Here is a 12,971-nt window from a genome sequence, read left to right on the forward strand (position 1 = left end):
GGGTAGGCTAACCTTGCCAAGTGATTCCTGCTGAAGAGGCGGCCCCGGGCCCGCGCGGCCATCAACTGTCGGCCACCGATGTGACCGTGGCGTACGACGGAGCCGACGTCGTGCACGACGCGGCGCTGACCCTGCGCCCCGGCGAAGTGACCGCCCTGGTGGGCCCGAACGGCAGCGGCAAGTCGACCCTGCTGCGCACCGTCGCCCGGCTGCAACGGCCGCGGACCGCCACGCTCACGATCGACGCCGGCACCGACGCGCTGGCCCTCGGCCCCCGGGAGTTCTCCCGCCGCGTCGCCCTGCTGCTCCAGGGACGCCCCACCCCCAGCGGGCTCAGCGTGCGGGACGTCGTCGAGTTCGGCCGCTACCCGCACCGCGGCCGATGGGGCGGCACGGACCCCGGCGGCCGTGCCGCCGTGGACCGCGCCCTCGCCCTCACCGGCGTCGCCGAGCTCGCCGACCGCGGAGCCGAACACCTCTCCGGAGGACAGCTCCAGCGCGTGTGGCTGGCCGGCTGTCTCGCCCAGGAGACCGGCGTCCTCCTCCTCGACGAACCCACCACCTACCTCGACCTGCGCTACCAGGTCGAACTCCTCGACCTCATGCGCGATCTGGCCGACGAACACGGCATCGCCGTCGGCGTCGTCCTGCACGACCTCGACCAGGCGGCGGCCGTCGCCGACCGGATCGTGCTCCTCGCGGCCGGACGCGTCGTCGCCGAGGGCCCGCCCGAGGACGTCCTCACCCCGGAGCGCCTGACCGAGGTCTACGGCATCCGGATCGAGGTCGACACCGACCCCCTCACCGGCCGGCTGCGCACCCGCGCCATCGGCCGTCACCACACCCGAAGCGAAAGGCTCGGCACCACCTCATGAGACGCCTCCTGCTCACCGCGCCCCTGGCCACCGCCGCCACCCTCCTGCTGGCGGCCTGCGGCACCACCGAACCCGCCGCCGACGACGCCGCGGCCGCCAAGGAGTCCGCGCAGGCCATCACCCTCACCGACGCCACCGGCGCGAAGGTGGAACTCGACGGCCCCGCCAAGAAGGTCGTCGGCACCGAGTGGAACGTCGTCGAGCACCTGGTCTCCCTCGGCGTCGACCCGGTGGGCGTCGCCGACGTCAAGGGCTACAGGACCTGGGACACCGCCGTCCCGCTCAAGAACGAGCCCAAGGACATCGGCACCCGCGGCGAGCCCAGCATGGACACCATCGCCTCGCTCAAGCCCGACCTCATCGTCGCCACCACCGACCTGAAGCCCGACGCGGTCAAGCAGTTGCGCAAGGTCGCCCCGGTCCTGGAGGTGAAGTCCGCCGACGCCGCCGACCCGATCGGGCAGATGCTGAAGAACGTCGACCTCATCGCCGAGGCCACCGGCACCACCGAGCGCGCCGCCACGCTGAAGAAGGACTTCGACACCAAGCTCGCCGAAGGACAGAAGGCCCTCGCCGACGCCGGCCTGGGCGGCGCGGAGATCGCCTTCGCCGACGGCTACGTCGCCTCCAACCAGGTCTCCGTGCGCCCCTACACCTCCGGTTCGCTCATCGGCGCCGTCAACGAGCGGCTCGGCCTGAAGAACGCCTGGAAGCAGAAGGGCGACGAGGCGTACGGCCTGGCCGCCACCGACGTCGAGGGACTGACCGACCTGGGGAAGGTCCAGTTCGTCTACATCGGCAACGACCAGGACCCCAGCAGCGACCCCTACGGCAAGGAGCTCGCGGACAACTCCGCCTGGAAGTCGCTGCCGTTCGTGAAGTCCGGTGACGTCCACCGCATCGACGACGGCATCTGGATGTTCGGCGGCACCGGCTCGATGGAGGCGTACACCGACTCCGTCGTCGCGGCGCTGACGAAGTAGCGCGATGGCCGTCACCGCCACCACTCCCACCGCCCGTCCGGCGACGGTGTCGTCCCGGACGGGCGCGGCCGCGGTGACGACCGCGCTCGTGCTCCTGGTCGCGGCCCTCGCCGTCGTCGACATCACCCAGGGCACCGCCGCGGTCGGCCCGGCCGAGGTCCTCAAGGCCCTCACCGGACGGGCCGACCCGGCCGACGCGTCCGTCGTCATCGCCTCACGGCTGCCCCGCATGACCGCCGGGCTCCTCGTGGGCGCGGCCCTCGGCATGGCCGGCGTCGCCCTGCAGGCCGTCAGCCGCAACGTCCTGGCCTCCCCGGACACCCTCGCCGTCAACGCGGGCTCCTACTTCGCCCTCGGCATCGCCGCCGTCACCGGCGTCTCCCTGCCGCTGCTCGCCTCCTCGGGCATCGCCTTCGCCGGCGGGCTCGCGGCGGCGGCCGTCGTCCTCGGACTGTCGGGGCTCGGCGCCGGCACCGTACGGCTGGTGCTCGCCGGTACCGCGCTCGCCCTCGGGCTCACCGCCGTCACCGAGGGGCTGCTCCTGCTGTTCCCGCAGCAGACCGAGGGCCTCTACCAGTGGAACCAGGGCAACATCGGCCAGAACGGCTTCGACGGTGTCCTGCAGATGCTGCCCGTCGCCGTCGTCGGCCTCGCCGGTCTGCTGCTCATCGCCCGCCGGGTCGACGCCCTGGCCCTCGGCGACGACGCGGCCCGCGGACTCGGCGTCCCGGTGCGGGCCACCCGCGTCACGGCGGTCGTCCTGGCGACCCTGCTCTCCGCGGCGGCCGTCACCCTGGCCGGCCCGATCGGCTTCGTCGGCCTGTGCGCCCCGGCCCTCGCCCGCCCGCTCGCCCGCCGCGTCCGGGGGCTGCGGCTGCTGCGTGCGGGCGTGCCGGTCGCGGGCCTCGTCGGCGCCGCCCTGGTGCTCGGGGCGGACGTACTGCTGCGCACGTTCGTCGACGCGGACACCGCGGTCGCCGTGCCCACCGGCGTGGTCACCAGCCTCGTCGGCGCGGCCTTCCTGGTGGTGATGGCGGCCCGGCTCCGCGACACCGCCGGCGCCGCCGCGCCGGACACACTGCGCATCCGCAGCCGCGCCGTCTTCCTCACCACGCTCACCGTGCTGACGGTCGTCCTGGCCGGCGTCACGATCGCCGCCGTCCTGCTGGGCGACAGCAAGCTGCTGCTGGGCGACGTGGTCAACTGGGCGCAGGGCAGGGCGGGCAGGACCGTCTCCTTCGTGCTGGACACCCGTATGCCCCGGGTGACCGCCGCGCTCCTCGCCGGGGCGGCGCTCGCGCTGGCCGGAACCCTGGTGCAGGCCGTCACCCGCAACCCGCTGGCGGAACCCGCCGTCCTGGGCGTCTCCGGCGGTGGCGCGCTCGGCGCGGTGATCCTGGTGACGACGGTCCCCGTCGTCGGGGGGTGGGACGTCGCCGGGGCGGCCTTCGCGGGATCCGCGGTCGCCGCGGTCGTCGTGTTCGGCCTCGCCGCGCGCGGGGGTTACCAGCAGAACCGGCTGGTGCTCGTCGGCATCGGTACCGCGACCGCGACGACGGCCCTGATCAGCCTGTTGATCGTGCTCACCGACCCGTTCAACGCGACCAAGGCCCTCACCTGGCTGTCGGGCTCCACGTACGGCCGGACCATGCCCGACGTCCTCCCCCTCGCGGCCGTCCTCGCCGTCGGCGTCGCGGTGGCCTGCGTACGGCACAGGGAACTCGACCTGGTCTCCCTCGACGAGGACACCCCCCGGCTGCTCGGACTCGACCTGGGGCGCGGGAGGCTCGGCTTCCTCGTGCTGAGCGTGCTGCTCAGCGCCGCCGCCGTCGCCGCCGCGGGCACCATCGGCTTCGTCGGCCTGGTCGCCCCGCACGCGGCACGCGCCCTCGTCGGGCGGCGGCACACCCGTGTCCTGCCGGTCGCGCTGCTGCTCGGCGCCGTACTGGTGTGCACGGCCGACCTGCTGGGCCGCACCGTGATCGCCCCCGCCCAGCTGGGCGCCGGCCTGATGACGGCCGTGATCGGAACGCCGTACTTCCTGTACGTGCTGGTGCGCGGCCGCCGGTAGTCCGCGCGGGCCGGCGGCGCACCGCCGCCGGCCCGTCAGGCGGCCGGCGGCGGCGGTCCCGGGCCGGCGGAACGCCCGGCTCAGCCGAATGCCTTGACGGCCTGGTAGTACGTCCACGCGGTGCTGTCGCACGCGGTCTTCGTGGCACCGCCGTAGCCGTTGCAGACGCGCTTGAGGTCCTCGTAGAAGGCGCTGTCGAGCCGCGTCTTGTTGGCGCTGAACGTGCCCGCGGCCTTGTAGTTGCGGTAGCCGAAGTCGTGGCGGGCGCAGGCGGTCGAGAACGGGAAGCCGAAGGGGTTGTCCGGGGAGGAGGAGCAGTAGTCGGTGGACCAGTCGAACTGGTAGGCGGACCAGGCGGATTGGTTCGCGCGGGCGGCGGTCCAGGAGCTGTAGCTCGACGCGCTGGTCTGCGTCCAGCTCGCGAGAACCTGGGGCTTGTCGGCGGGTACGGCCTCGGCGCCGGTGGCGGTGCCGAGGACACCGGCCAGGGCCAGGGCCGGGGCGGCGAGTGCGGTGGCGAGCCTTCGGTGCATCCCACACCTCCATGAGACTGCGGTCCGGCCATCGGACCGCAGGTTCATGCCAAGACGATGCCCATGGTGTCTGTCCTGTCATGCGCGCGTCGGCCGACGCATGATGAACAACCGGTTGCGGGACCCCGCTCGGAGGTCGCGGAATTGAGGGATGAAATCCTTTTCAGCGGCAGGACAGGGTGAGAGCCGCACACGGTGAAAGGACGCGTACGCAGGTGGTGACGATCGGCACGCCCCGAGGACGTGGTGCTGCCGAGCACCCTGGGGCTCACCTCCGGAGAACTGATGGAGGACTACCTGCGCCAGTTCACGCTCGGCCCGTACACCCAGGGCCTGGTCCGGCTGGACTGCGGCAGCGGCGCCGACGGACTCGAACGGGACTGGGACCTCGGCCCGGACGGCGCCCACGGGCTCAGCGAGCAGGAACGCGAACGCCGTGCGCTTCCGCGTGGCGCAGGGCATCAACGCCCGGCCGGGCGACGCGCCGAAGGGCTGGCGGCGGTGGGCGGAGGAGGCGTTCCATCCGCCGCAGCCCTGGCGGGAGCTGCTGGGCGCGGCGCTCCGCTCGGCGGTCACCGCACCGCCCGCGCCGACGACCGAGCCCCGCCCGCCGGTCACCCCGGGCAGGACCACCGCGCCGGCACCGGTCCACGGGGATCGCGGAAGCGGTCCGGCCGCACCGCCGGGCGGTGGTGCGGCCGGACGCGGGCGGATCGGTCAGTCCGTGACGTCCGTGACCGTCCAGCGCTGGTTGGAACCGGAGTTGGGCTGCCACGTCGTGACCGCGGCACCCTCGTGCGCGGCCTGCCCGCCGACCTCCAGGAGGCGGCCGGTGGCCGCGTTGACCAGGGTCCAGGTGCCGTCACCCGTCGTGGACATGATCCATTCGGCGGCCGGGTCCCGCTCGCCGGTGTGCGGTTCGGTCACCGGGACGTCGTCGCGCACGGCCAGCCGCTCGCCGTCCACCGGGCTGGTGAACTCGTAGCGCTCACGCACGCCGTCGTCGGGGCGCACCGCGCTCAGCCGCCACTGCTGGGAGGCGGAGCCGTCGCCGGTACCGATGACGAGCTTCGTGCCGTCGTCGGCCACGGTGACCGCCTTGCCGCTCTGCACGCCGGTCAGGGTGTACGTGTGGCCCTCGCGCAGCAGCGGGGCGTCCTTCGCGACCCCGGAGACGCCCTGGACGACGAAGGACGTCACCGACTGGGCGGGCACGGTGAAGGTGGCCGCGCGGTCGGTGACCTTGATCGCCCGGTGTCGCTCCAGCTTGCCGTCGGCGCTGGTCACCACGGGCGTGACGGTCGCGTTCCGGCTGACGGTGCGGAACTTGGACAGGTCGAGGGTGACGTCGCGCGCCCCGGTGGTGCCGTTGACGTGGACGAGCGAGGCGCCCTTGCCGTTCTTCGTCACCGCCGCCGCGCTGGAGGTGTCGTCCACCTTGATCAGCCGGTCACCGGGCTTGATGTAGTGGGTGAAGTTGCGGGCGGTGTCGAACTTGGTGTTCGTGTATATGGGGCAGGTTTCGAGGGTGTCCTTCGAGGTGCAGCTGAAGGGGAGCTGGATCTCGCCCCAGTTGCCGCCCTCGGCGGACTCGCCGCCGGGCCTCATGTTGTCGTGGTCCTCGACGGGCTGCCAGAACACCCAGGCACGCGGCTCCAGTTCGCGCAGGTCGTCGACGATGCGCTGGGCGAGGCCGAGACCGGGACGCATGTCCGTGAAGTTCTGTCCGTCGCCCCAGTCGCCCTCGACCTCGCTCATCCACAGCCGTTTGTCCTCGGCCTTGGCGATGTCGCGCACGGTGGTGCGCTGACCGGTGCCGTAGGTGTGGACGTTCATCTGGCCGACGAGGTCACGCGCCCCTGGCGAGTAGGAGTTCCAGTTCTGGGCGAAGAGGGACGGGTTGGTCTCGTCCATGGCGGAGATCTCCGCCATGGTCTTCGCCTTCTTCAGCGCCGGGGCGAGCGCGTGGAGCACCTTCTCCTGGAGTCCGGGACCGATGTGGGCGCCCTCCTGGCGTCCGCCGACGGGTTCGCCGTCCGCACCGAGGCGGGTGCTCCAGTAATCGGTGTTGGGTTCGTTGAAGGGGTCGACGGTGTCGACCTCGATGCCGTGCGCCTTCTCCAGCCGCTTGGTGGCGCCCGCCAGGTAGGCGGCGAAGTCGTCGACCGACTCGGTCTTCAACTGGTCGGCGGTGGCGTCGAACCCGCCGGACACGTAGCCGCTGACGGTCATGAACCAGGGCGGGGAGTTGCTGAAGGTCTCCCAGTGGGTGATGTCCTTCTTGACGCGGTCCACCCACCACCGCTGGGTGGCGTCGGCGTTCTCGTTCCAGTCGGCGGGGTCCTCGGCGTCCCACCAGTCGGTGTCCTCGCGGGTGGTGCCCGCGGGCGCCTTCCACCAGCCCTCGACCGCGCCGCCGGCCCGCAGGTAGTCCTTCACGTCGGGGGCGTTGCCGCCGCCGACGTTGTACCGGGCGATGTTCAGGGCGAGGCCGTCGTCGCCGAACAGGAGCCGTGCGAGCTTCTCGCGGATCTCCGGTGGGTAGTCGCCGGTGGCGTTGGCGAACCAGACGAGGCTGGTGCCCCAGCCCTCGAACTCCTCCTGCTGGTAGGAGGGGTCGGGCCGGACGGTGACGGAGGGGAGGTCCGCGGCCTGGGCGGCGGACGTCGGTCCGGGGACCAGGGCGGCCCCGGTGGCCAGGGCGGCGGTGAGCCCGGCCGCCGTGAGGAGCCGTCTGTTGCGGGTGCGGCGTGCCATCGGTGTGCTCCCGACATGGAGGTGTGGTCGTGCTTCGGCGGGCCCTCCCGCCGCACCGGCTGCCGCGGCGGGAGGGGACGGCCCCCGGAACGGGTGCGTGCCGTTCCGGGGGAGTGGCGGGGGCGGGTGTCAGGCGGCCGGCTGCCGCAGTACGGCGACCGCGCGGGGCCCGAGCGTGAGGACGCCGTCGGCGCCGGTGGTGCCGACGAGCACCTCCCCGTCGAGACCGCGCACCGGGACGGTGCCGTCGGTGCGGTTCACCAGGAACAGGAACCGGCCCCCGTCGCCCCGGCGTACGACCGGCTCGACCAGCCCCCGTACCTCGGCGGGCAGTTCGCTCTCCACGCCGGCCGGCTCCAGCAGCCGGGGCAGCAGCGCGGTGAGCCCCTCGACACCGAGCCGGGTGGACACGTACGCGGCGGAACCCCCGCCCGCCGGCCGCCGGGTGACGGCGGGCCTGCCCGACTGCTCGCCGGTGCGGTAGCGGGCCAGGACCTCGGTCCCGGCACCGGTCACGGTGATCCGGTCGGTCCACAGGGTGCCGGTCGTGCCGTCGTCGAGCTCCACACGGTCACCGGCGAGCAGCGGGCCGAACTCCTCGATGCGGATGCCGAGCAGGTCCCGCAGGGCGCCGGGATAGCCGCCGAGCCAGACGTGGTCGTGCTCGTCGACGACACCGGAGAAGTACGTGGTGATCAGATGGCCGCCCTGTTCGGCGTACCGGGTGAGGGTCTTCGCCAGGCCGGCGGGGACCATGTGCAGCACGGGGGCGATCAGCACCTGGTGGCGGTGCAGGTCGGCCCGGGTGGTGACGAGGTCGGCGCGGACGCCGAGGGCGAGGAGCGCCGAGTACCAGTCGAGCGCCTCCTGCCGGTAGTCGAGCAGGGAGGTGGGGTGGGAGTCCTGTTCGCTCGCCCACCACGACTCCCAGTCGTAGAGGATGCCGACCCGGGCGGGCTCCCGCTCGGACCCGGTGACCGGGGCGAGGGTCTTGAGGGTGGCGCCGAGCGCGGCCACCGCGCGGAACAGCTCGCTGTCCGCGCCGGCGTGCGGGACCATCGCCGAGTGGTACTTCTCGGCGCCCGCCGCCGACTGCCGCCACTGGAAGAAGCAGACCGCGTCGGCGCCGTGGGCGACGTGCAGCAGCGAGTCGCGGGCCAGGTCACCGGGGCGCTTGGCCACGTTGACGGGCTGCCAGTTGACGGCGCTGGTGGAGTGCTCCATCAGGAACCAGGGCCGCCCGCCGGAGATGCCGCTGGTGAGGTTGGCGGAGAAGGACAGCTCGTCGCGGTCCTGCGGGCCGGGGTGGACGTAGTGGTCGTTGGAGACGAAGTCGATCTCGTCGGCCCAGTCGGGGTAGTTCATGCCCTTGGTGCCGCCCGTCACCATGAAGTTGGTGGTGACGGGGACGTCCGGGGTGAGCTCCCGCAGAATCTCCCGCTCGGCGCGCAGATGGTCCTTCAGGGCGTCCGAGGAGAACCGCTTGAAGTCGAGCTGCTGTGTGGGGTTGGGGTGGGAGGCGGCCAGCCGCGGCGGCAGGATCTGCTCCCAGTCGGTGTACCGCTGTGACCAGAAGGCCGTGCCCCAGGCGGTGTTGAGCGCGTCCAGCGTGGTGTAGCGGGCGCGCAGCCAGTCGCGGAAGGCACGGGCCGCGTCGTCGGAGTAGTCGTAGACGTTGTGGCAGCCCAGCTCGTTGTTGACGTGCCAGGCGACGAGCGCCGGATGACCGGCGTACCGGGCGGCCAGCTCCCGGACCAGGCGCAGCGCGTACCGGCGGAAGACGGGCGAGGTGGGGCGCCAGTGCTGGCGCGCCCCCGGCCAGAGGGTCTCGCCGGTGGCCGTGACCGGGAGGATCTCCGGGTGGGCGGTGGTGAGCCAGGGCGGCGGGGAGGCGGTGGCGGTGGCGAGGTCGACGCCGACGCCGCCGGCGTGCAGCAGGTCCATCACCTCGTCGAGCCAGGCGAAGTCCCAGGTGTCCTCGGCCGGTTGCAGCCGGGCCCAGGAGAAGATCCCCACGGACACGAGGTTCACGCCGGCCTCGCGCATCAGCCGGACGTCCTCCTCCCACACGGTGCGGGGCCACTGCTCGGGGTTGTAGTCGGCGCCGTAGACGAGACGGGGGGCGGGGTCACCGTCCGCCCCGCCGGTGCGGGACAGGAGGGTGGAGATCATGGCGGTCCTTCCGGGGGTGTGGTGCGCGGGGGCGGCGCGGAGTCCGCCCGCGCCGCCCTGTGCCTGGTGCCGTCCTACTTCTCGACGGTGAAGCCCTGTTCCTCGGCGTACTTCACCGAGGCGTCCTGCCAGGCCTTCAGGCCGTCCGCGAGCGTGGTGCCCGAGACGTAGGCCTTGCCGACCGTGTCGTGGAAGACCGAGTTGGCGTACTGCTGGAACGGCAGGTACGACCAGTCGCTGGCGACGTTCGCGGCGGACTCGGCGAAGATCTTGTTCGCCTCCTGACCGCCGAGGTAGTCGAACTTGGTGCTCTGGAAGTCGGCGGACTGCAGTTCCGCCTTGGTGGCGGGGAAGGCGCCCTGCTCGACGCGGGTTTGGACGCCGTCACCGGAGTTCGCGTACTCCACGAAGGCGTAGGCGAGTTCCTTGTTCCTGCCGAGCGAGGGCAGGGTCAGCGAGCTGCCGCCGTTCTCCGCGCTGGCCTTGTCGCCCTCGGTCCAGGCCGGCATCGGGGCCGCGCGCCAGTCGCCGGCCGCGTTCGGCACGCCGCTGACGAAGTTGGCGGGCATCCAGGCGCCGGTGGTCAGGGTGGCGATGGTGCCGTCGCCCAGGCCCTTGTACCACTCGTCGGTCCAGCCGTTGACCGGGGCGAGGAGCTTCTCGTCGATGAGCTGCTGCCAGGTGTCCGTGTACCTCTTGGCCTCCGCGCCACCGAAGTCGATCTTCACATCGGTGCCGTCGACCTTGTAGGGACGGGCACCGGCCTGCCACAGCATGCTGGTGGTGAAGCCGGCGTCGCCGGCGTCGTTGGCGATGTAGACCTTGGGGTCGGCCTTGTGCAGCTTGCGCGCGGCGTCGACGTACTCGTCCCAGGTGGCCGGGACGGCGATCTCGTACTTGTCGAAGACCTTCTTGTTGTAGAACATCGCCATCGGGCCGGAGTCCATCGGCAGGCCATAGACCGCCTCGTCCTCGCTCACGGCGTTCCACGGACCGGGCGTGTACCGGGACGCCAGCTTGCCGGCGCCGAAGGGGGCCAGGTCGGTGAGGCCCTTGCCGAGGGCGTACTGGTTCACCGCGAAGTACTCGACCTGCGCGACGTCCGGGACGCCCTTCTCGGCCGATATCGCGTTCGACAGCGCGGTGTAGTGCTTGTCGCCCGACCGCTCGCCGACGAGGTTGATCTTGACCTTCGGATACTTCTTCTCGAAGTCGGCGGCGACCGTCTTCAGCGTGGGCTCCCAGGCCCACACCGTCACCGTGCCGCCCTTCTTCAGGGCCGCCTGGACGTCCGAGGCGGAGACCGCCTCGTCGGTGGAGCCGTCGTCGGAGCCGCCGCAGGCGGTGGCGCCCAGGGCCACGGCGGACAGCAGGGCGATGCCGCGCAGCAGGCGGCCGGTGTTTCTGCGCATGAGGGTGCTTCCACTTCTTCGTGGGCGGGACGTGGCGGGGGTGGTGCGGGGGGCGGGGCTGAGGGGCGGCCGGGAGCCGCGCGGTCACTCCTTGACGCTGCCCGCGGCGAGACCCGACTGCCAGTACTTCTGGAGCAGCAGGAACGCGGCGATGAGCGGCAGGATGGTGATCAGCGAACCGGTGATCACCAGGTTGAAGACGACCTCGCCGCCGACGGTCTCGGCCTGGGAGTTCCACGCGCTCAGGCCGAGCGTCAGCGGGTACCAGTCCGGGTCCTTGAGCATGATCAGCGGCAGGAAGTAGTTGTTCCAGGTGGCGACCGTGGTGAACAGCAGCACCGTCACGATGCCGGGGGCGAGCAGCGGGAGGGCGACGGTGAAGAAGGTGCGCGCCTCGCCGGCCCCGTCGATGCGGGCGGCCTCGAGGAGTTCGGTGGGGATGGCCTCGGTGGCGAACACCCACATCAGGTACAGGCCGAACGGCGAGACCAGCGAGGGGATGATCACCGCCCACGGGGTGTCGGTCAGGCCCATCTCGCTGAACATCAGGAAGGTGGGCACCGCGAGGGCGGTGCCGGGGACCGCCACCGCGCCGATGACCGTGGCGAAGACGCCGCGCTTGCCGGGGAAGTCGAACTTCGCCAGCGCGTAGCCGCCGAGGACCGCGAGGAGGGTGGCCCCGCCGGCGCCCAGCACCACGTACAGCAGGGTGTTCAGCAGCCAGCGCGTGAACACGCCGTCGTGGTAGGTGAACGTGTCGCGGAGGTTGTCCCACAGCGCGAAGTCGTCGGCGAACCACATCCCGGACGAGTCGGCCAGACCCGCCTGCGTCTTGGTGGCGTTGACGACCAGCCAGATCAGCGGCACGAGGGTGTAGACGACAACCAGGGAGGTCAGCACGGTCAGCAGCACGCTGCGCCTGGGCTTGTCGGCGGAGTGCCCGCGCGTCCCGCGCAGCCGTGGCGCGCCGCGGCCGGAGCCGGAGGCCTTGGCGGGTGCGGCCGGGGCGGCGGTGGTGAGAGGGCTGCTCATCGGGTCACGCTCCCTTGCGCATGCCGCGCAGCTGCACGACGTAGGCGATCACCATCGTGATCAGGCCCATGATGATGGCCACCGTCGCGGAGTAGTTGTGCTGCTGGCCGTTGAAGGACAGCGAGTACGTGTAGAAGTTCGGCGTGTAGTCGGTGGTGAGGGCGTTGCGGGCGAGCGGACGCAGGATGTTCGGCTCGTTGAACAGCTGGAAGCTGCCGATGATGGAGAAGATCGTCGCGATGACCAGGGCGCCCCGGATCGCGGGCAGCTTGATCGCGGTGATCACGCGGATCTGTCCGGCGCCGTCGATCTCCGCCGCCTCGTACAGGGAGTTCGGGATGACGCGCAGCGCCGAGTAGAAGATCAGCATGTTGTAGCCGACGAACTCCCAGGTGACGATGTTGCCGATGGAGGCCAGCACCAGGTCGGGGGAGAGCGGGTCGGGCAGCGTGACGCCGAACGCCCCGTTGATGTCACCGACCAGGCCGTACTTCGTGCCGTACATGAAGCCCCACATGAGGGTGGCGACCACGGCGGGCACCGCGTACGGCAGGAAGATCGTGATGCGGAAGAAGCTCTTGCCGTAGAGCCGGCCGCTGTCCAGGGCCAGTGCCACCAGCAGCGCGATCCCGAGCATGATCGGCACCTGGACGCACAGGAAGAGCGAGACCCGGCCGAGGGCCGCCCAGAACCGGTCGTCCTGGAGCGCCTGCTGGTAGTTGTCGAGGCCGACGAAGGTGGTCCCGCCGATGAGCCGGTCGCGGAAGAGGCTCAGATGGACCGAGTACGCGATCGGTGCCAGGAAGACCAGGGCGAACACGGCCACGAAGGGACCGATGAAGCCCCATCCCGTCCAGGAACGGCGGTCCCGTCTCGCCGGGGGAGGCGCCGGCCTCGGCTCGGCGTCCACCGGCGGTTGCAGCGTCGTCATGTCGTTCCTCGCTCGTCACCGTTCCGGACCGGCGGCCGCCCGGCGCGTGAGCCGGACGGCATGCCCCCTGCACGTGATGTTTGCGTAAACATCGGCTGCCGCGAAGTGCCGGCGAGCTGTTATGTTTACGTAAACATCGGATGGCGGCATGTTTACACTGCCCTCCTGAGGACGGTCAAGGGTCCCTTGGGAAACCGTGACGCGA

Annotated in this window: 9 protein-coding genes and 1 pseudogene; 4 read left to right on the forward strand and 6 right to left on the reverse strand. The window is 71.7% G+C overall.

The features are described 5' to 3' along the window. Positions 1 to 20: 20 nt before the first annotated feature. From ACF1DX_RS29430 to ACF1DX_RS29440, 3 genes are read left to right on the forward strand one after another with little or no spacing between them, the layout of a single operon-like run. Positions 21 to 875, forward strand: a complete 855-nt coding sequence (locus ACF1DX_RS29430) for an ABC transporter ATP-binding protein (protein ID WP_391794158.1) — start codon at positions 21 to 23, stop codon at positions 873 to 875. After that, the gene (locus ACF1DX_RS29435) at positions 872 to 1,858 is read left to right on the forward strand and encodes an iron-siderophore ABC transporter substrate-binding protein (RefSeq protein WP_391794159.1); all 987 of its coding nucleotides are present in this window, start codon (positions 872 to 874) and stop codon (positions 1,856 to 1,858) included. Before ACF1DX_RS29430 ends, ACF1DX_RS29435 begins: the two co-directional genes overlap by 4 nt. Positions 1,859 to 1,862: 4 nt before the next feature. Continuing rightward, complete coding sequence (locus tag ACF1DX_RS29440; protein WP_391794160.1) at positions 1,863 to 3,929, forward strand: iron ABC transporter permease; 2,067 nt, start codon at positions 1,863 to 1,865, stop codon at positions 3,927 to 3,929. Between the two features lie 80 nt (positions 3,930 to 4,009). Here ACF1DX_RS29440 and ACF1DX_RS29445 read toward each other — a convergent pair whose 3' ends face one another. Further along, on the reverse strand, positions 4,010 to 4,462 hold the full coding sequence (locus ACF1DX_RS29445; RefSeq protein WP_391794161.1) for a phospholipase: 453 nt from the start codon (positions 4,460 to 4,462) through the stop codon (positions 4,010 to 4,012). A gap of 231 nt (positions 4,463 to 4,693) precedes the next feature. On the opposite strand from ACF1DX_RS29445, the pseudogene ACF1DX_RS29450 reads away from it, so the two are divergent. Then, positions 4,694 to 5,051 (forward strand): annotated as a pseudogene (locus ACF1DX_RS29450) (hypothetical protein); the annotation flags it as partial. 128 nt (positions 5,052 to 5,179) lie between these two features. Here the strand turns inward: ACF1DX_RS29450 and ACF1DX_RS29455 are convergent. The 5 genes from ACF1DX_RS29455 to ACF1DX_RS29475 all read right to left on the reverse strand — a co-directional run bounded on the left by ACF1DX_RS29455 (position 5,180) and on the right by ACF1DX_RS29475 (position 12,766). Next, positions 5,180 to 7,219: an RICIN domain-containing protein gene (locus ACF1DX_RS29455; RefSeq protein ID WP_391794162.1), complete on the reverse strand. Its 2,040-nt coding sequence runs from the start codon at positions 7,217 to 7,219 to the stop codon at positions 5,180 to 5,182. A gap of 129 nt (positions 7,220 to 7,348) precedes the next feature. Beyond that, complete coding sequence (locus ACF1DX_RS29460) at positions 7,349 to 9,391, reverse strand: beta-galactosidase (protein WP_391794163.1); 2,043 nt, start codon at positions 9,389 to 9,391, stop codon at positions 7,349 to 7,351. Between the two features lie 74 nt (positions 9,392 to 9,465). Then, a complete protein-coding gene (locus ACF1DX_RS29465; protein ID WP_391794164.1) occupies positions 9,466 to 10,803 on the reverse strand; it encodes an ABC transporter substrate-binding protein in 1,338 nt (445 codons plus the stop codon). Positions 10,804 to 10,887: 84 nt separating this feature from the next. Next, positions 10,888 to 11,835 carry a carbohydrate ABC transporter permease gene (locus ACF1DX_RS29470; RefSeq protein ID WP_391794165.1) on the reverse strand — a complete coding sequence of 316 codons (948 nt, stop codon included), beginning with the start codon at positions 11,833 to 11,835 and terminating at the stop codon, positions 10,888 to 10,890. Positions 11,836 to 11,839: 4 nt separating this feature from the next. Then, positions 11,840 to 12,766 carry a carbohydrate ABC transporter permease gene (locus ACF1DX_RS29475; protein ID WP_030863488.1) on the reverse strand — a complete coding sequence of 309 codons (927 nt, stop codon included), beginning with the start codon at positions 12,764 to 12,766 and terminating at the stop codon, positions 11,840 to 11,842. Between the last annotated feature and the right edge of the window lie 205 nt (positions 12,767 to 12,971).

The organism is Streptomyces sp. NPDC014676, from assembly GCF_043084105.1.
Taxonomy (GTDB): Bacteria; Actinomycetota; Actinomycetes; order Streptomycetales; family Streptomycetaceae; genus Streptomyces.

Excerpts from the sequence above, each read along its gene's own strand:
- ACF1DX_RS29435 (WP_391794159.1), top strand. The coding sequence starts at position 872 with ATGAGACGCCTCCTGCTCACCGCGCCCCTGGCCACCGCCGCCACCCTC.
- ACF1DX_RS29440 (WP_391794160.1), top strand. The coding sequence starts at position 1,863 with ATGGCCGTCACCGCCACCACTCCCACCGCCCGTCCGGCGACGGTGTCG.
- ACF1DX_RS29445 (WP_391794161.1), bottom strand. The coding sequence starts at position 4,462 with ATGCACCGAAGGCTCGCCACCGCACTCGCCGCCCCGGCCCTGGCCCTG.
- ACF1DX_RS29455 (WP_391794162.1), bottom strand. The coding sequence starts at position 7,219 with ATGGCACGCCGCACCCGCAACAGACGGCTCCTCACGGCGGCCGGGCTC.
- ACF1DX_RS29460 (WP_391794163.1), bottom strand. The coding sequence starts at position 9,391 with ATGATCTCCACCCTCCTGTCCCGCACCGGCGGGGCGGACGGTGACCCC.
- ACF1DX_RS29465 (WP_391794164.1), bottom strand. The coding sequence starts at position 10,803 with ATGCGCAGAAACACCGGCCGCCTGCTGCGCGGCATCGCCCTGCTGTCC.
- ACF1DX_RS29470 (WP_391794165.1), bottom strand. The coding sequence starts at position 11,835 with ATGAGCAGCCCTCTCACCACCGCCGCCCCGGCCGCACCCGCCAAGGCC.
- ACF1DX_RS29475 (WP_030863488.1), bottom strand. The coding sequence starts at position 12,766 with ATGACGACGCTGCAACCGCCGGTGGACGCCGAGCCGAGGCCGGCGCCT.